Here is a 19875-nt window from a genome sequence, read left to right as displayed (position 1 = left end):
TGAACATCAGCCGTCGTGTGAAGGAGCGGTTTGGTTGTTGGTCTAAAATACCTTTCGTGTATGAACGTAGTGTTTTGCTTTGCCAGTAGTAATGCCACCTTGAATCATATTTTTTTAACTAACTCATTGTCTATCAGCTATGCAACTCTATCGAACCATCACACGCCAGTGGCTAGCCAGTTCGGCGACGTCCTTTCATTCGCACATGACTATCGTTAAGCAACCTCATTTTATATGGCTTGCGGTATTCATGTTGCTACTGCACACGCACACGGTCCAGGCGCAGATTGATCAAACAATTCAACCCGATTCAACCCGGGGCTACTGGCGGCTTAACACGCAGGCAGCCACCCGCAGCACCCTGGTCCAGTTTTTCGGACCCAACCATCAGCTTCTATACGTAGAAAACCTGCCCGAAAAATGGGTCAAACTCAGCCGAAAAAATCAAAAGCAGTTCGACCAGTTATTAGCGCAATTGCTGGCTAATCAACTGGTAATGTCACGCATCAAAACCGAAACCTTACCACCAACGCCTGAGTTACCAGCGCCAACGCACGTATCGGTCAACGCAAGCAGCCCGCAAAACCTGCCGTCGACAGTAGCTTCGTACCGGGTGCACGCCTATGTCAATCCGGCGGGCAAACTCTACCTGATCGTTGATAACCCTGATCATTTACGCTATAAAATCTGGGTGGCCGATCAAAAAGACAGGACGCTCTATGAGGAATTCACCAACCACGATCAGTATCGGCGCAGGCTGGATTTATCAGCCCTGCCTACTGATTCATACCAGGTTACCGTTCAGATTGATAACAAACCATTCACTTATAAAATCAGACGGCAGGAGGCTAGCTTTGCCTACAGTATTCATCCTGAATCCGTCAATAAGGAGGCAACTATTGAGCAAAGTCGGGAGCCAAGAAAGCCCTTGCGTGTGCCTGTTACTCTTGATCTGTAGCAGACATACACCAGAATCAACATACCAGCAGCCAACCAGATTGTCTACTTTTTAACGTCAAACAAGCCTGCCTGGTAATCAGCAGAAATTTAATCAGGCTTAAGGCGCCGGGATTAGTTGACTTTCGTAATTTAACCATCTGCCATCCTGGTAGGTTTATAAATAATTAACATCATTATGCGTACAACAATGCAAAAACGCAAACTGGGAAACAGTGGCCTTGAAGTATCGGCCCTTGGGCTTGGCTGCATGGGCATGAGCTTTGGCTACGGCCCGCCCAAGGATACAAAAGAGATGATTTCGCTGATTCATGCTGCTGTTGAGCAGGGCGTTACGTTCTTCGATACGGCCGAAGTATATGGCCCCTATAGTAACGAGGAACTGGTGGGTGAAGCCCTGGAACCGTTCAAAGGCGACGTAGTGATTGCCACTAAATTCGGCTTCAACTTCCAGGATGGAAAACAGGTTGGGTTAAACAGCCGCCCGGAGAATATTAGAGCCGTAGCCGAAGCTTCTATGAAGCGACTCAGAGTGGACGTCATCGACTTATTTTACCAGCACCGCGTCGACCCGAATGTACCGATTGAGGACGTAGCGGGAACGGTAAAGGAGCTGATTCAGGAAGGGAAGGTGAAGCACTTCGGCCTGTCGGAAGCGGGTGCCCAAACCATTCGGCGGGCGCACGCCGTACAGCCGATTACCGCCCTACAAAGCGAATACTCCCTCTGGACCCGTCAGCACGAAACCGAAATTATACCGACTATCGAGGAATTGGGCATCGGTCTGGTGGCGTATAGCCCGCTGGGAAAGGGCTTCCTGACTGGCAAAATTGATGAAAGTACCAAATTTGCCGAAGGCGACATTCGTAATATTTTGCCCAGGTATACCGAAGAAGCCCGTTCTGCCAACAAAACTCTGCTGGACTTGCTGGATCAGTTTGCCCAACGCCGACAGGCTACGCCCGCTCAAATTGCGTTAGCCTGGGTGTTGGCCCAAAAGCCCTGGATTGTCCCCATTCCAGGCACCACGAAGCTGCACCGCCTGACGGAGAATAACGGAGCCGCTGCGATTCAGCTAACGGCCGACGAACTTCGGGAAATTAAGGACGCCACGGCTCAAATCGACGTAGTGGGGACACGCTACCCCGAACAGATGGAGAAATCGACAGGGCTATAAATGGTTCGTTCTGTTTCTTCACCAAATCAATGACAGAACGGCTCGCCGTCTGGTTTATACGATCATAGAACGGAGTCAACAGGGGCGGTTTATCTTAATCAATAAAATCCAATATCTTCGTTTTATCCTCTAATAGAGCAAACTGCGCTGAAGATACCTTAGAAAAATTCAACAATAGCCAAAAAACCACTGATCGGCTTTTTTGGCTATTTCATGTTAGAAATCCCGCAGTTGATACGAATACATTAGCCTGGTCTGACTTTCACCGCCCATATTTGTGGAGTCATTCACAACAACAATCAAACAACAATAACTAATGAAAACGAACTTCCTCCACATAAACCGCCCCGCCCGCCCTCGGATCATTGAAGTTGGCGGCCCTTTGGTTGGCCAGCGCGGCCGTACCGTCTATCGGATGCGGTCACGCTAAAACACACCTACTCAATACGTTAAGCTCCTAGATAATCGGGAGCTTTTTTTATGGCCTGTTGTTTGAGTGAGCGATCAATATCGAATGAATTGCGCCAGGTTTTAACCCGACGAGAATGAAAAATACGCCCTTATTTCTTTATCACATTCTCAAATAAAAAAACGCCGTTCTTATTGGCAATGACAATGTCCAGCTTCCGGTCACCATTCATATCCTGGGCAACAATGTTAAGTCCGGCCCCGGAGTCGTTGTCAATGACGTGCTCTTTGTAGTACGGTTCCTTGCCGGGCGTAAACTCAAACCACATCAGGATGCCCGGATCACTGTCGCCGGGATCGCGCCCGTGGTGGGCCAGAAATCGTTTTCCGGTAATGTAATCTTTACGGCCATCACCGTTCAGATCGGCCATTATCGAGGAATGGGTTTGGGCCGTGGTGGTGCTCATCAGATGGGTTTTGAAGTCGAGCTTACCTTCGTCGCTGACCTGCTCATGCCACCAGACGCCGAGGGCATGAGCCGACGCACTTACTACGTCATTTTTCCCATCTCCATTTACATCCAGAATCTGCATATGCGAACAGGGTTCGCCCAGGTCGGCGGGGTGAAACACCCAGTTACCCGATTTGTTATCAGCCGTTCCTTCAAACCATCCTTCCCGAACCACTACGTCATTAAACCCGTCTTTATTTACATCCCCATAGCCAATGCCGTGGGAAAATATCTCGGTGCCCGGAACATTTTCTTTGCTCAGGACAAAACGTTTCCACTCCATATCGCCGGGTTTTGAGGGCGGCTTTAACCAGACAATCTGCTTTTTGGCTTTATCCCCACAAAGAATATCGAGCCGACCATCGCCGTCAATGTCAATAAAACCCGGCGACTCGTTGGCAATGCCGACCGAATCGGCAATGATGTGTTTTTGCCACACATCGGGTTTGTTTTTAGGATTCTCAAACCAGAAGCCGGGCTTACCGGGAAAATCAACGATCACTACGTCGTCCCAGCCATCCAGATTGACATCCATACCCAGATTCAGAAACGAATCACTGTATTCCTTTCGCGGGTCATACACGCGGGACGGGGCCATTTCATGACGGGTCCAGTTGGGCGCTTCGAACCAGTAGTAACCGGCCACGATGTCCATCTTGCCGTCCTTGTTCAGGTCGGCAACGGCTACGCCCTCCGAAATGAAATCCCGGGTGATCGTTGTTTTCTTGAATTCATTGGTCAACACAACCGGCTTTGCCTGATTAGGGGTATTTGTAGCCGTAGTAGCGGCCTGCTGTTGACGTACTTTAAACAGGGGTTTATCCTGACCATACGCATTTGTCATCCAGCTAACAAGCAGAATACCAAGTAATAGGTACTGGCTGGTTATATTGATTCTTGTGTTCATGGCAAAAAAGTTGGTATTGTATCCGAGTACTATACTCCCGGTCATCTGCATCCCAGGGCTTACGCCCCCGGTTATTCACGTTCAACCCTTACAGGGTTGGTATATAGCTATCTATCCTTTTGTAACCCCGACGGGGTTCGCTATGGATAACCGGGGGTGTAGCCCTCGGAGTCGCCGATCAGCCTTCGGCTACCTCACTCCTCCAGCACCTTGGCAATCAGTGCCTGAATTTCGTGATTTTCGTGCGAATGCTCCCGTTGGCCAACCCGGTCGTTAAATTCTTTCAGCAGCTTTTTCGAATCCTCCGTACCGATGGCCCCGATGCGCTGAATGGTATAGGGCAAATGCTTAGGCATTTTTGATTTCTGGGCCAGATCCAACGCCCGTTTCATATCGATGGCCGCCAGCGGTTCGGCGGCATACCAAAGCATAAGTGGCAGATTATGATCGTCTTTATTGTCGGCTTTCTGAACGAGCGCATCCACTACGTCCCAACGCTGCGCAGGATCCAGCCGGAGCATGGCCGATGTCAGGTAAAGCCGTACCAGCGCCGAATTATCTGTTTGGGCCAGCGCCGTAAAGCGTTTTAGCGTTTCGGGAGAAACGCTTTTGTTTTCGGCCAGTAATTGAATGGCCCAGCTTCTGATGTATTCATTCTCATTGGCCAGCAAATCCGTTAGCTCTTTTTCGGTAAGCCCTTTTGTTACGTGTAGCGCCCACAAGGCCCGGAGCTTCCGGGTGGCATCCGGATTTTTAGCCAGAATGTCTTTCAGGGCTTTGTGTACTTTCTTGTTGGGGCCGCGTTCCTGCAAGATCGTCCGGGCCTGCCGTACGTACCACTCGTTGGCATGTAGCTGATAATTAACCAGGTCCATGTCCGACGCCTTTGCCAGATCGACATGTACCCACTTGTCATTGGTATGAGTGATTTTGAAGATGCGGCCCATCGTTTTGTTATGAACATCCGGATTGGGGCTGTGGCATTGGTTCTTGTCGTACCAGTCGATGGCCCACACCGAGCCGCTGGGATCATATTTCATATTCAGCCATTGCGACCAGGAATCGTTCATCGACAGGAAATCCGGTTTGTGGGTCACCAGATACCCCGAGCCGTCGCGAACCGGATGGTCCTGGTTCAGTTTGGCGCCGTTGATGTTGTTCATGAAGATATCATTCCGGTATTCTTTCGGCCAGCTATCGCCCCCCAGGTAGATCATCGCGCCGGAATGGGCGTGTCCCCCTCCCGCCGAAGCCGACCGGAAATTGCCCGCATGCGGACCACGTTCGCCCACCCAGTGTACATGGTCGGCGTGGGTTTTGATGTCGTCGTAGGTATACGGGTTAAAATGCTTGCCCGCCTGCCGGAAGTAACGCCCGCCTTGTATCATGTTGTACATGTGCGGGATCACGCAGGCTGTAACGAACGCGTGCCCGTAGTCGTTGAAGTCAAGGCCCCAGGGGTTACTGGTCCCTTCGGCGAATAATTCGAACTGATGGGTGGATGGGTGAAAGCGCCAGACCCCGGCATTCAGTTTCGTACGTTCCGAATCCGGGGCACCCGGCTTGCCAACATTGGAATGGGTAAATACGCCGTGTGTCCCGTAGAGCCAGCCATCCGGACCCCAGCGCAGGCTATTCAGGACTTCGTGGGTATCATCAGTGCCCCAACCGTCGAGCAGCTTTTGGGGCGGACCGGCGGGCAAATCGGTTTTGGCATCAATGGGAATAAACAACAGATACGGTGCCGCCCCGAGCCACACACCACCCATACCTACCTCAATACCACTGACCAGATTTAGCCCTTCGGCAAAGACTTTTTTCTTGTCCAGTGTCCCATCACCATTGGTATCTTCAAAGATCAGAATACGGTCTCGGCCCTGCCCTTCCGGCGCCGGAACGGGATACGTATGACTCTCAACCACCCAAAGTCGGCCGCGTGAATCGAGGGTAAAGCAAATGGGTTTGATAATGTCCGGCTCAGCGGCTGCCAGCGTAATCCTGAAGCCATTGGGCAGGCTCATCACGTTGGCCGCTTCGGTGCCGGAAAGCCCGGCATGGAGCACGGGGTCGAGTGGTGGCAGGATGATTATATCTTTCTGATTTAACTCGTTGGGGAAGGTCGGACGCGTGGGATAAAACAGAAACTCATCAAAATTGATATGCGCCCATTTGTCATTCGGGATGTAGGGAATCTGCGAAATTCCGGTTTCGTTATCTACGATTCGTATAAAAATATCCTGATTCAGATAGGGTTGCAAATCAACCACGACCGGCTGCAACGTAGCACGGCCTTGCCCGGTGCTGTGAAAAATAACCTTACCAGTGCTGGCCTGTACCAGTTCAACACGCGTATCCTGCAAGGCACCCCCCGACACCCGGAACGCGGCAAAGGGTTGCGTTACCGGAAAAGGGGCAGATGTTAACGTACCGGTCAGCTTGTAGTTAGTTGTACCCCCACTGCTCAGAAAATACTTCCCGGCAAAGCCAATATGCATCTCTTTCTCGTGAACCGGAGACGGATCATCCTGGGCGAAAATTGGATTGGCAAACGCATCGCCGGTGGCGGTCCAGTCTTTTAACGTACCGGTCTCGAAATTCAGGTTAAGCGGTTGCCCGTTCTTCATGGGTAGCTGTCCGGCAATCGTCGCATCAGAAATAGTACCCTCCACGACCTCGAATTTTCCAACCATGCCGGCCGCGCGGTGACCCGGAACCGTGCAGTAATACGTATCGCTTTTATCGGCAGTAAACGTAATGCTGGCCTTACTTCCTTTTTCCTGGAGTGTCTTACTTTTGACACCTAATTTTTCAAGGGCGATATCATGCGTCATGAGTTCGGTGTCGGTAATGGTAATACGTACCCGATCGCCTTTGTTGGCCTTCAAGGTCGGGTTGCGCGCCCCATCCTTCGAGAAGTAGCCCAGCATGGACGCTTCCAGCGCATACTCCCGGTCGACATTGGCGGTGTCCTGAGCCGGTTTAGCTTTGGCAGGTTGGGCTGTACTATACGTACCCGTTATAGAAAGAACGACGGAAATCAATAGTATGAGCAAACGAAATTTGTTCATAGGAATAAGGCGTAAGTCGTTGGAGGTAAGTCAGTAATAAGATTACTCTGGTGCTAAAAACAACGCGAATGGTCTTTACTACTTAATCGGTACGTTATAAATTGATACCAAGGCGACAAGCCTGCCATTACAGTTCAGATATAGTCAGATCACGAAATTCAACCTGGGCAACCCCTCCGGCGTGAATCTGAACGGCAATGACGCCTTTTGCCGGGATTTTACTGTCCTTTTCGGTGTAGTCGCAGGTTTTAACACCATTGATGTACAGTTCATGATGGTTCCCTTTGCATCGGATGATGTAGCTATTCCAGCCATCTTCTTTCAGGATGCGCTTAAGGATTCTCAAATCACCGCTGACCAGTTTTTCGCGTCGGTGTTCATCATACAGGTCTCCCCAGTACCCATTGCCAATGTCGGCCTGATAACCCACCATTTTACCGCCCTCAATAAGCGAACGATATTGAATTCCGCTGTTGATCATTCCCGTCGAAGGATCGCCCGACAACCGGAACAGGCAGCGGAACTCAAAATCACCATACTCGTTCAGGGTGTACAGATACGTATTGGCCGGTATCTTTTTAACGCCGTCCCCGCTTCGTATAACGCTGTCTTTCACAAACCACAGGTTGGCATCAGCCGGATCGACCGTTTTCCAGCCAGTCAGGGTTTTGCCATCAAATAATGACTCGGCCTTCCCCGACGACTGAGCAAAAACCGGTAATCCACAGAAAACCTGACTGGCTAAAATGAAGGCAATAACCAGCCACCGTTTTGCTACGTCGGTCCTGGGAAGAGTGTGAATACAGTATGATTTCATCGGGTAAAGGGTCTCCGGTAAACGTCCTGTTTGCCTGTCCTAGAAGACTTACCAACCTGTCAGGCTGGAAAGGATTGTTCTAGCTAAAATACTAAAAGCAATTACTATATCCATATTTACCCGGATTACTCCACAGGCTTGCAGACTTGTCGCCCTATTAAATTCTATTTTTTGAAAAAATAATCAAAAAAAGACTAAGTGTTTTTGTGTACTTCATCGTCTTTGTATCAGAAGCGGTTCTTTTAGTCCATCAACGACCCACACTAATTGAACTACCCACTTCACTTACCAGCAGCGATGGGACAAGTCCTACCACTAACACAGCGACAGGGAATAGGCCAGCTACCTAATCTGCCCCCTACAGAAGTGCTCCATGACTCCGCTGATAAGGCCAGTTGGGACACGGAATTATTCCTGCGGAATACCTTTCAACAGGATGTCGAGAGTGGGATTAGTTTGCTGTTTCGGCAATATTACGCCATGCTGTGCAGTCACGCGGTTCGCTACGTATCGTCGAAAGCCATTGCCGAAGATATCGTTTCGGATATTTTTTATGAGTTTCAGGCCGAATCCCGCTATCAAACCGTAACCTCATCGTACCGGGCGTATCTATTCACGGCTGTGCGCAATCGGGCATTCGATCATGTACGGGCTGAAATGCGGCACACGACATCGCTGGACAACGCGGAATTAATTCCGGCCCATATCACGCAAAGCCCCGACTCGATTACGCAGTATGAGGAGTTGTATCATGACGTGGAAAACGCCATTAACGCCATGCCCTTAAAGCGTCGTCAGATTTATGTAATGCACCGATTTGAGGGCAAGAAATACCAGGAAATAGCCACCGAACTGAACCTGTCGTTACGTACTATTGAAGCCCATCTCTTTCAGGCCATGCGCCAGATACGGAACACGCTGAAGGACAAATGGCTGCTGATTGCCTGCCTGGCAGGGTCGCTCTGGCCTTAATTACTTATTATTTTGTATGATAACTACGTGTTTTTCGTCTTGAAACCGTCATGATACGGCTAACATTCCACCAATGAAAACTCAGGTATCGAAAGAAACGCTTTTCACTTACTTTGCTGGCCGGGCAACCGCCCTACAAAAGCAGGCAATTGACGAGTGGGCGAAAGATTCTATAAACCGGGAAGTGTTTTTCGAGTGCCTGGCCCAATGGGAAAGTCAAAATCCGCAATTCGTGGCCGACGACCGGAAAGCATTGGAACGCCATCGGCAACGGATGCTGGATCAGCAAACTGAACCCGCTACGGCTGAATTGCCCGCCCTGGAAGAACCCGTAACCTACCAGATACCTCCTGTTGGGATGCGCTGGATGATAGCTGCTTCCGTTAGCCTCCTACTTGTTGTCGGTGGCCTCTTTTTCAAAGATGAGCTGCTTTACACCACGTATAGCACGGCCTTTGGCGAGACTCGTACGGTCAAACTCACCGATGGAAGCCAGGTGACACTTAACGCCAACTCGTCGTTACGGGTACCCCGGTTTGGCTTCGGCCAGAAGACGCGCGAAGTTGTATTGCTGGGTGAAGCGGATTTCTCCATCCGGCATCTCCCCAACCATCAACGCTTTGTGGTTCAGACGAATAAAAATTTTGAAGTGGTTGTGCTGGGCACCGAATTTCTGGTAAACACCCGAGAGAGAGCCAGGAAGGTAGTCCTGAATAAAGGCAAAGTACAGCTCCTGTATCAGGAAGGAAAAACCAGCAAGCAACTAATGATGAAGCCCGGCAACCTGGTCACGTTTGATCAAAAAGGGCGTATCAACCTGAAGCAAACGCCTAACCCACAGGAGTTCACATCCTGGAAAGAACATCGGTTCGTCTTTGATGGAACAACGTTGGCCGAGATTGGTACGCTGTTCAAGGAAAATTACGGGATAGAGCTGCAAATACCCGACAAAACGCTGGCGCAATGGACCATTTCGGGCGCTTTTAAAGCTTACAGCGCCGAAGAACTTATTGAAACGATAACCAGTGCGTCCAATCTGACGTACCGACAGCAAGGTGATACAATTGTTGTAACCCAAAATCAGTAACTAAACGCCCCTTAACCACTCATGAAAAAACTAGTACGTATGCTGCTCCTTGTGGGAGTGGTGCTGGGAGGAGTACGGCCCGGCTTTTCCCAACTGCTGGCCAGCGCCCACCAGATACAGCAAAAAGAAGGGCCGGTCAAAGCATCACCCCAAAAGTTAAAAGACGTCCTTAAGAAGCTGCAGGATCATTACGCCATTGATATTCTGTTTTTCGACCGGAATGTAGAAGGGCTCGTCGTGGCGGGTGATGTGGTCAATTACAAGGCGAACATTGAGCACAATCTGACGGCCGTTTTGAAGCCGTTGGGACTTCGCTACAGAAAGGTAAAAAACGGCGGCTACGTCGTAGTGTCCAAAGAGTCCGCCGAAAAAACGGAAGCCAGCAACAGCCAAACTCCATTGGGGGTCTTCTCCTCCCCCAACCGCCCCGATACGGATATCGATAACCGAACGGGGTCATTAGGGCTTCCAGCCAAACTACCCACCGAAAAACTAGCCCCGGTGGATATTCCGGTTCAGGGTAGCGTCACCGACGATAAAGGCGAAGGATTGCCAGGGGTGAGTATTGTTATAAAAGGGTCGCAGAAGGGAACAACCACCGATGCCGAGGGAAAGTATAGAATCGACGTACCGAACGTATCAGCCATCCTGATATTCAGCTACGTCGGCTATTTGCCTCAGGAAGTGACGGTTGGTACCCGTACGACGGTCGATGTGACATTGAAAGCCGACGACAAAACGCTCGATGAAATTGTGGTTGTGGGCTACGGAACCGTCAAGAAAAAAGACTTAACAGGCTCGGTGGGTGTCATCAGCAGTAAAGAAGTGAAAGACCTGGGCGTGACCCGCATTGAACAGGGGCTGGCCGGTCGGGTCGCCGGGGTTCAAGTGAAAGCTGTTTCGGGCGAACCCGGTGCGGCTCCCCAAATCAGGGTGCGTGGCATTGGCAGCATTTCGGCGGGAGCCGGGCCATTATACGTAGTAGATGGTTTTCCGACCGACAACATTCAGACCCTGAATCCCAACGACATTGAAACCCTCGATATTCTGAAAGATGCCTCCGCAACGGCGATATACGGCTCGCGTGGTTCGAATGGCGTTGTCATCATCAATACCAAACGGGGGAAATCGGGGAAAGCCAATATCACGCTCGATACGTATTACGGCTGGCAGAGCGTATCGAAAGTGCCGATCATGAAGAACTCCATCGAGCAGGCGAATTTCTTCTACGATGGTATGCGCAACCGGAATCTGGATGCGGGTAACAACGTTTCGGGCAATCCAACCACCTGGACATTTCCGGTCCCGGCGATCATCATGGACGTTCGGGAAGGACGAAATACGACCGACGAAAACTCACTCGATAAAATTCTGATTACCGCTCCCCAGCGTCAGATTCAACTGGCGGCCACGGGCGGTACGGACAATGTACGTTATGCCGTCAGTGGTGAGTACTTTAATCAGGACGGAATCATTGTCAACAGCGGTTTCAAGCGGTATTCACTACGTACCAATATCGACGCGCAACTCTCAAAACGATTGTCGGTAAAGCTAAGCCTGAATCCATCGTATACAGAGCAGCGTTCATTGCCATCGACCGGTGTAAGTGGCGGCACCGCAGCTACGCTAGGCATTGTGGCGTCGGCCTTGCAGGTTCATAATTTCCGGCCATTGCTGGATGCCAACGGCAACTATTTTAATTATGCCGGTCTCGCCGACATGGCCGACATTTATAATCCGCTGGCCGTTGCTAGAGAAACCATTACGTCCCAGAAAGGCTTTCGATTTCTGGGTAATATCAACGCTGAATACCAGATCCTGCCGGATTTGAAATTTAACGTTCAACTGGGCGGTAGCCTGCTGAACGGGAAGGGGATGTACTTTATGCCGCAACGCGTTTATTTTGCCAACGCGCTGGCCTTAGGTACCGACAATGCCTCCATGATTTCGAACTGGCTCACGGAATACACGTTAAACTACACGAAGACGAGTGGCAAGCATTCGATCGCTGCCCTGGCAGGCTATACGGTCCAGAAAGAGCACGGGGAATCGAATATGTTGAGCAGCAACAAATTCCCCAATAACCTGGTGCCCACTTTAAGTGCGGTGGGTGGCTTGATCACGAACGGCACATCAAGCATTTATGAATGGTCGCTGCTGTCGTATCTGGCCCGGGTCAACTACAATTACAACAGCAAATATTACCTGACTACCTCGATTCGGACGGATGGTTCGTCCCGTTTCGGCACCGAAAACAAATACGGCATTTTCCCGTCGGTAGCGCTGGCCTGGCGGATTTCGGATGAGAATTTCCTGAAAAACACACGGGCGATCAGCGAGCTTAAACTACGCACCAGTTACGGCGAAACCGGCAACAACAACATCGGCAATTACGACCAGTACGGCACCATTGCCTACGAAAATTACGGCTTAGGTGGCACTGTGGCAAGCGCCATTGCGCCGGGCCGGATTGGCAATCCGTCGCTAACCTGGGAAAAACAGACATCCATCAATGTTGGCGTTGATGCCAGTTTTTTCAACAGCCGGGTTAACCTGTCGGTCGATCATTTTCAATCCAGAAATACGGATCTGCTCCTGAACGTAAACGTCCCCAACAATACCGGATTCAGCACGGCTTTGCAGAACATTGGCGAGGTAAAAAACACGGGCTGGGAATTCGTTTTGAGCACGGTAAACGTCGACAAGAAAATCAGATGGTCTACCGATTTTAACCTGTCTTCGTATCGCAACAAAGTGGTCAAATTAGGGCCGCAGGGCGATCCCATTTACTCGGGAAATAATGTAACGATGATCGGCCAGCCGATTGGGATGTTCTACGGATTTCTGGTGAATGGCATCTTTAAAACCCAGGCCGACCTGGACAAAGGGCCACTCTACAATCCAACCGGCAGTGACCGCTCGCACGTGGGCGATATTCGGTTCGTGGATATCAATGGCGATGGGGTCATCAACAATGCCGATAAAACTATTATGGGATCGCCCTATCCGGATTTCTTTTATGGCATGACCAACCGGGTTTCTTATAAAAACTTCAGCCTGAGCGTCAGTGTGCAGGGCTCGAAGGGGAATCTCATTTATAATACGTCGCGAGGTGGCGGCAACAGTGGCCGGGCGCGGGTTCGGGGCTATGCGTTCAGCAACAACTACTGGAAATCGGAGCAGGACCCCGGCGATGGCGTAACACCCCGCCCCAACGATAGTCCAACGGGCGGGGTCCGGCTGCCGAGCCAATTGTTTCTCGACACAGGCACTTACCTCAGAATCAACAATATAACGCTGGCTTATGTAGTACCCAGCGCTATTACGCAGAAGCTGGGGCTTGGTTCACTACGTGTGTATGTGAATTCGAACAACCCGTTCCTTTTCACGAAAAACACGGCGTTTAACCCGGATGTCAGCACAACCGACAATCCGTTGACGCCCGGCGTAGAGGCCAATGACTATCCGTTGCCGAAGAGTGTGATGATTGGCTTAAATGTGGGATTTTAACGTAAGAACCTACCTAAAAGACGCGTAGATATGAAAAAGATATTCTGCCTGGTAAGCCTGGCATCCATGCTCACAATGTCATGCCAAAAGACTTTCATCGAATTGAATCCGATCTCCACGGTCAGCGTTGAGGCCGTTTATAAAACGGACAAAGATTTTCAGGATGCGGTCGTGGGCGTCTACAGTATGCTCCGCAATCAGTATCAGGATTTCTGGATTTTCGGCGACCTGCGCGCGGATGATTCGTGGCACGCGCTGGGCAACGATGCCTTTCTGGTTTCGGTGGATAAGTTCAACATGAATAGCGATGCCGCGCTGATGATTTCCACCTGGCGGAATTATTACAGCGCCATCAATCGGGCGAATCTGATTTTATCGAAAATCGAAACGGCCGATGCAGCCCTCGTCCCGAATAAAGACCGGCACATCGCCGAAGCCAAATTTCTTCGTGCGTTTGCCTATTTCGATCTAGTGCGAATTTTTGGGGACGTACCGCTGAACCTCACCCCCATCACGATTGCCGAAGGGTACACCAAAGCGCGTGAAAAAGTCGACAAGATTTATGATGACGTCATCATTAAGGATCTGCTGACGGCCGAAGCGGTGTTACCCGTTAAATATACGGGCGCGGATGTGGGTCGTGCCACGAAAGGAGCCGCAAAAGCCATTCTGGGACGCGTGTACATGACTCGCAAGGATTTCGTAAAAGCAGAAGCCAAACTACAGGAAGTCACTACGTTGGGGTACGCCCTTTTGCCGAATTACAAAGACCTGTTCGACTACACCAAAGACGAACACCACAGCGAATACATATTTGACATCGAATATCAGGACGGCAACCTGGGTGCGGGCAGTGGTTTCTCGAACAAGTTTTTACCAAAATCAGCGAACTCGCTGGCTGAAACTTTCTATGGCATAAAAGGGGGCGCTGGCGAGCAAAATAGCCCAACCCTTGCGCTGTTCGACTCCTTCGATCCAGCCGATCCAAGACGCGATGTTACGGTGGCGAAAGGCTACACGGATAATAACGGCGTTTTCCAGGGATTTTTGCAGATCGCTACGTTCACCAAAAAGTACTTAGCCATTACGAACACGCTGAATGACAGCAAAGTGAACTGGAAAGTGATCCGTTATGCCGACGTCTTGCTGATGTATGCCGAAGCCCTGAACGAGAATGGCAAAACCGATGCGGCTCTTACCTACCTCAACCAGGTACGAAGCCGGGCAAACATGCCGAAGTTTGCGGGCCTGAGCAAAGACCAGCTACGGACTAAAATCTACGACGAACGGGTTTACGAACTGTCGATGGAAGGTGTCCGGTGGTTCGATCTGGCCCGTACGGGCCGCCTGCAAAGCGTCCTGGGTCCACTTGGCTTCAAGGACTTCAATGCCCTCTTTCCGATCCCGCTGGTAGAAATTCAGATCATCAACAACTCAGCCGTATTGCCGCAAAATCCGGGCTATAATTGATGATAATTAAAAAGACCCCCAACCCCCTGAAGGGGGCTCTGGTTGCGAGTAAAGAAGCCCCCTTCAGGGGGTTGGGGGTCTTTTTAGACATCCATCACTCATTAGTATATTTTCATTTAAGCGTATGAAAGTGAGAATCAATCTATTTCTGACCCTGTCAATACTGATGTCTCTAGCGGGAATACGAGTTGGGTTGGGTCAGGCAAAAAAGAATGCGTCAACCCGTTCGGCGGCCCTCAACTACATTGATCCGACGATTGGGAACATTGCCCCTTTTTATAACACCAATCGGCCGGTTGTGCAGGTACCCAATCAGATGATACGTATGTTTCCCAAGCGTCAGGACCATCTGGACATGCAGATTACGGATTTTCCGATGACGTCGCTGAATATCATTACGCCACAGGTGATTTTCGCCATAAAACCGTATGTGGGTGCGTTGGCGGATACGGGTTGGTACCGCCGATTGACGTATGACCACGATCTGGAAGTTACCCAGCCCTGGTATTATTCCGTCAAACTCACCGATGACGACGTACTGACCGAATACACAGCGGGTGAACGAACGGGAATTTATCGATTTACCTTTCCGGCTGGCACGAAGAAAAATCTTCTGCTATCGCATTATTACGCAAAAGGAAAATACGACATCACCGATGGCACGACGATAACGGGCGTAGAGTTTGTCGATGACGCTAACCACCAGCAGAAAGGCATGGCGTATCTGTACGGAAAAGTGTCTGGCAAGCCGGAAAGTGGCAAGAAGCAGGGCGAAAAAGACTGGGGGCGCTATACGGTGCTGGGACCGCCCCAGAAGCACAAAAAAGTGGACGGCGAACGGGCCTATTTTAGCTACGCGGAAGCTGATACACCCGTGCAGGAATTCCGCTACGCCATTTCATTTATCAGCGCTGAACAGGCGAAGAAAAACTTCGAAAAAGAACTCACCGGCGTTACGTTCGATCAACTCAAAAACAAAGGCAAAGCGGCCTGGGAGAAAACCATCGGGCAAGTGAGCGTAGAAGGAGGCACCGACGCTCAGAAACGCAGTTTTTACACCGCCCTTTACCGCTGCTACGCCCGCATGGTCGACATGTCGGAAGAGGGGAAATATTTCAGCGGCTACGACAAGAAAGTACACGACGACAAACGCCCGTTTTATACCGACGATTACACCTGGGGCAACTACCTGGCGCTGCATCCGCTACGTTCGATCCTCGACCCAAAACGGGAAGCCGACATGCTGCAAACGTATGTACGGATGTACCAGCAAAGCGGCTGGATACCCGAATACCCGAAATTCTTTGGCGACCGTGCGGGTATGTTTGGCTTCAAATCATTCGTGGTATTTCTGGACGCTTACCGAAAGGGAATCCGGGATTTCGACACCAAAACAGCCCTGGAAGGCATGATCAAAAGTGCCGACAAGCGCACCATGCTCCCACACCGAAATGACCCGAAAGGCGCACTCGACGATTTTTACTACGCGAAAGGCTACTATCCGGCGCTCCATCCCGGCGAAGCAGAGACCGATTCCGTAGCCAAACTCCACGGCAATGGTCAGCGACGATCGGCGGTGGCCATTACATTAGGAAACAGCTACGATAGCTGGGCGCTAAGCGAATTCGGCAAGGAATTGGGTAATCAGGAGGTGTATAAAAAATACGCGCCACGCGCCCAGAACTACAAAAACGTCTGGCATGCCAAAACAGGCTTTTTCCTGCCGAAAGATGCCAAAGGTGAGTTTATAGAAATCGACCCGAAGTTCGACGGGGGTCATGCCGGAAACGATTATTACAACGAAAATAACGGCTGGAGTTACCGCTGGAATGTGCAGCAGGATATCAAAGGATTTACGGAACTGATGGGCGGCCCCGACAAGCTGGAGCAAAATCTGGATCAACTTTTCCGGGAAGGGCTCGACCGCAGCAAACCCGTTTTTTGGGAGAAATTCCCCGATCAAACCGGGATGATCGGGCAGTTTGCTATGGGCAACCAGGTGACCTTCTTCATCCCCTACCTCTTCAACTATACCCATGCACCCTGGAAAACTCAGAAATACACCCGACTCCTGCTCGACACTTGGTTTCAGGATACCATTTTCGGGGTGCCCGGCGACGAAGATGGCGGCTCGATGTCTTCGTTTGTGGTCTTCTCGGCTATGGGCTTCTACCCCACCACCCCCGGCCTTCCTCGCTACAGCATTACCAGTCCGCTCTTCACCAAAGTCACCATCGACCTGCCCAACGGCAGGAAATTCACCTTATCGGCGCCCAAGTCATCGCGTCGCAACAAGTACATCCAGTCGGCTACGATGAACGGCAAGCCCCTGAGCTCATTGTCGTTTTCGCATGAGGAGTTGATGAAGGGCGGTACGCTGGTGCTGGAGATGGGCGAAAAAACCGATAAGAAATGGGATATAACGTACTAACGTATCCACGGGCCGGGCCGCGTTCGGCTTTAGCCCGTATTTGAATTGGGCTAAGACACGGGCTATAGCCGAACGCGGCCCGGCCCGTGGGTACGGATACACTTAACCTTCAACTGAATATGTCAGAATTTCAACAAACTCTGTATAAAGCCTTATTAATCAGTATTGCTACGACTGGTTTATCCCAACTCAGTCTGGCGCAAACGGGCATCAACTACATCGACCCGACGATTGGCAACGTAGCGCCCCTGCTGAACACCAATCGCCCGATTGTGCATCTGCCCAATCAGATGGTGCGGGTGTTTCCGCACCGGCAGGATCATCTGGATATGCAGATTACGGATTTCCCGATGCTATGCCAGAACATCATTACGCCCCAGATGATTTTTGCTATAAAACCGTCTGTCGGCAACGTAGCAGACACGGCCTGGTATAGCCGCCTGACCTACGATCACGATCTGGAAGTCACGCAGCCCTGGTATTATTCCGTCAAACTCACCGACGATAATATCCTGACCGAATACACGGCAGGCGAAAAAACCGGCATCTACCGATTCACGTTTCCAGCGGACGCGAAGAAAAATCTCCTGATGTCGCATTACTACGCCAATGGGAAATACGAGCTTACGGATGGGAATAAATTAGTTGGTACGGAGTTCGTTGTCGATGCGATTCATGAGCAGAAAGGAACGGCTTATTTGTATGGCGTTTTCTCGGGCAAACCGCAAACGGGCAAGAAGGACGGCGAAAAAGACTGGGGGAAATACACCGTAAGTTCAGTACCGGAGAAACCCAAGAAAATGGCGGGCGAACGTGCCTTTGCCAGCTACGCCGAAGCCGACGCCCCGGTGCAGGAATTTCGCTACGCCATTTCGTTTATCAGTCCTGAACAGGCGAAGAAAAACTTCGAAAAAGAACTCACCGGCGTTACGTTCGATCAACTAAAAAATAAAGGCAAAGCGGCCTGGGAAAAAGTGATCGGGCAGGTGAAAGTAGAAGGCGGTACCGACGCCCAGAAACGCACATTTTACACCGCCCTTTACCGCTACTACGTCCGCATGATCGACATGTCGGAAGACGGAAAATACTTCAGCGGCTTCGACAAAAAAGTACACGAGGATAAACGGCCCTTTTACAACGACGATTACACCTGGGGTAATTATCTGGCTCAGCACCCGTTGCGGGCAATCCTTAACCCACAGCAGGAGGCTGACATGCTGCAATCGTATGTGCGGATGTTTCAGGAGAGCGGCTGGATGGCGGAGTACCCACGACCATTTGGCGATCGGCCCGGCATGTTTGGGTTCAAATCGTCGGTGATGTTCCTGGATGCGTATCGGAAAGGAATTCGGAATTTCGACGTTAAAACGGCCTTCGCGGGCATGCTTAAAAATGCCGAACAGGCCACCATGCTCCCGTTCCGAAATGGCCCCAAAGGAGATCTGGACGAATTTTATTACTCAAAAGGGTATTATCCGGCCCTGCATCCCGGTGAAGCGGAAACCGACGCGTTTGCTTTGCAGAAACCAGGCCAGAAACGGTCGGCCGTCGCCATTACGTTAGGAGATGCCTATGACAGCTGGGCCTTGAGCGAGCTGGGGAAGGAACTTGGAAATCAGGACGTTTATAAAAAATATGCGCCTAGAGCCCAGAATTACAAGAACGTCTGGCAGGAAAAATCCGGGTTCTTCATGCCGAAAGATGCGAAAGGAAACTGGATCGATATTGACCCAAAATTTGACGGCGGCCACAATGGATTTGATTATTATAATGAGAACAACGGCTGGAATTATCTCTGGAATGTGCAGCAGGATTTCAAAGGGTTAAGAGACTTGTTAGGAGGAGCGGATAAAATGGAACAACGGCTCGATCAGCTTTTCCGGGAAGGGCTCGACCGCAGCAAACCCGTCTTCTGGGAGAAGTGGCCCAACCAGACGGGCATGATCGGTCAGTTTGCCATGGGCAACCAGGTGACGTTTTTTATTCCCTACCTGTTCAACTACACCAACGCTCCCTGGAAAACCCAGAAATACACCCGACTCCTGCTCGACACTTGGTTTCAGGATACCATTTTCGGGGTGCCCGGCGATGAAGACGGCGGCTCGATGTCTTCGTTTGTGGTCTTCTCGGCCATGGGCTTCTACCCCACCACCCCCGGCCTTCCCCGCTACAGCATCACCAGCCCGCTCTTCACCAAAGTCACCATCGACCTGCCCAACGGCAAGAAGTTCACCTTGTCGGCCCCCAAGTCATCGCGTCGCAACAAGTACATCCAGTCGGCTACGATGAACGGCAAACCCCTAAGTTCATTGTCGTTTTCGCATGAGGAGTTGATGAAGGGCGGCACGCTGGTGTTGGAGATGGGTGAGAAAACCGACAAGAAATGGGAGCCAGAGAATTGATGGAAGGCGTATCGTTGATTGAGGTTTTTGTTATCCCGTAGGGATTAAACAGCGAAGCGTCGGTAGATGACGTAACACCCAGGACCAGCTAGCGTGCCATAGGTACGCAACCGGACAGATCTGGCGTACCTACGGCACGCTAATGAAGACCGAGCTTA

General features: G+C 50.8%; 11 protein-coding genes. 8 read left to right on the top strand and 3 right to left on the bottom strand.

Annotation, left to right across the window (positions count from 1 at the left end; genetic code table 11):
* Positions 1-139 precede the first annotated feature (139 nt).
* Together ACYVEA_RS18680 and ACYVEA_RS18675 are read left to right on the top strand one after the other, a co-directional pair.
* Positions 140-958, top strand: coding sequence for a hypothetical protein (locus ACYVEA_RS18680; RefSeq protein WP_461114949.1), 819 nt, complete (start codon positions 140-142; stop codon positions 956-958).
* A gap of 189 nt (positions 959-1147) precedes the next feature.
* On the top strand, positions 1148-2134 hold the full coding sequence (locus ACYVEA_RS18675) for an aldo/keto reductase (RefSeq protein WP_461114948.1): 987 nt from the start codon (positions 1148-1150) through the stop codon (positions 2132-2134).
* Between the two features lie 560 nt (positions 2135-2694).
* On the opposite strand, the gene ACYVEA_RS18670 is transcribed toward ACYVEA_RS18675, so the two are convergent.
* The 3 genes from ACYVEA_RS18670 to ACYVEA_RS18660 form a co-directional block, all read right to left on the bottom strand.
* The gene (locus ACYVEA_RS18670; RefSeq protein ID WP_461115097.1) at positions 2695-3897 is read right to left on the bottom strand and encodes an FG-GAP repeat domain-containing protein; all 1203 of its coding nucleotides are present in this window, start codon (positions 3895-3897) and stop codon (positions 2695-2697) included.
* Positions 3898-4154: 257 nt separating this feature from the next.
* Positions 4155-7028, bottom strand: a complete 2874-nt coding sequence (locus tag ACYVEA_RS18665; RefSeq protein WP_461114947.1) for a PVC-type heme-binding CxxCH protein — start codon at positions 7026-7028, stop codon at positions 4155-4157.
* Between the two features lie 127 nt (positions 7029-7155).
* Entirely contained in the window at positions 7156-7845 is a 690-nt protein-coding gene (locus ACYVEA_RS18660) for a 3-keto-disaccharide hydrolase (protein WP_461114946.1), read from the bottom strand.
* A gap of 297 nt (positions 7846-8142) precedes the next feature.
* Here ACYVEA_RS18660 and ACYVEA_RS18655 point away from each other — a divergent pair, with 297 nt between their 5' ends.
* The 6 genes from ACYVEA_RS18655 to ACYVEA_RS18630 all read left to right on the top strand — a co-directional run bounded on the left by ACYVEA_RS18655 (position 8143) and on the right by ACYVEA_RS18630 (position 19717).
* Positions 8143-8817, top strand: a complete 675-nt coding sequence (locus ACYVEA_RS18655) for an RNA polymerase sigma-70 factor (protein WP_461114945.1) — start codon at positions 8143-8145, stop codon at positions 8815-8817.
* 73 nt (positions 8818-8890) lie between these two features.
* Complete coding sequence (locus tag ACYVEA_RS18650) at positions 8891-9904, top strand: FecR family protein (RefSeq protein ID WP_461114944.1); 1014 nt, start codon at positions 8891-8893, stop codon at positions 9902-9904.
* Between the two features lie 21 nt (positions 9905-9925).
* Positions 9926-13414, top strand: coding sequence for a SusC/RagA family TonB-linked outer membrane protein (locus ACYVEA_RS18645; protein WP_461114943.1), 3489 nt, complete (start codon positions 9926-9928; stop codon positions 13412-13414).
* A gap of 30 nt (positions 13415-13444) precedes the next feature.
* Entirely contained in the window at positions 13445-14884 is a 1440-nt protein-coding gene (locus ACYVEA_RS18640) for a RagB/SusD family nutrient uptake outer membrane protein (RefSeq protein ID WP_461114942.1), read from the top strand.
* A 124-nt stretch (positions 14885-15008) separates the two neighbouring features.
* Positions 15009-17315, top strand: coding sequence for a GH92 family glycosyl hydrolase (locus ACYVEA_RS18635; protein ID WP_461114941.1), 2307 nt, complete (start codon positions 15009-15011; stop codon positions 17313-17315).
* A gap of 119 nt (positions 17316-17434) precedes the next feature.
* Entirely contained in the window at positions 17435-19717 is a 2283-nt protein-coding gene (locus ACYVEA_RS18630) for a GH92 family glycosyl hydrolase (RefSeq protein ID WP_461114940.1), read from the top strand.
* Positions 19718-19875: the final 158 nt, after the last annotated feature.

The organism is Spirosoma jeollabukense (genome assembly GCF_054777855.1).
Note: the sequence above shows the minus strand (reverse complement) of the source record. Positions and strands in the feature narration are given on the sequence as shown.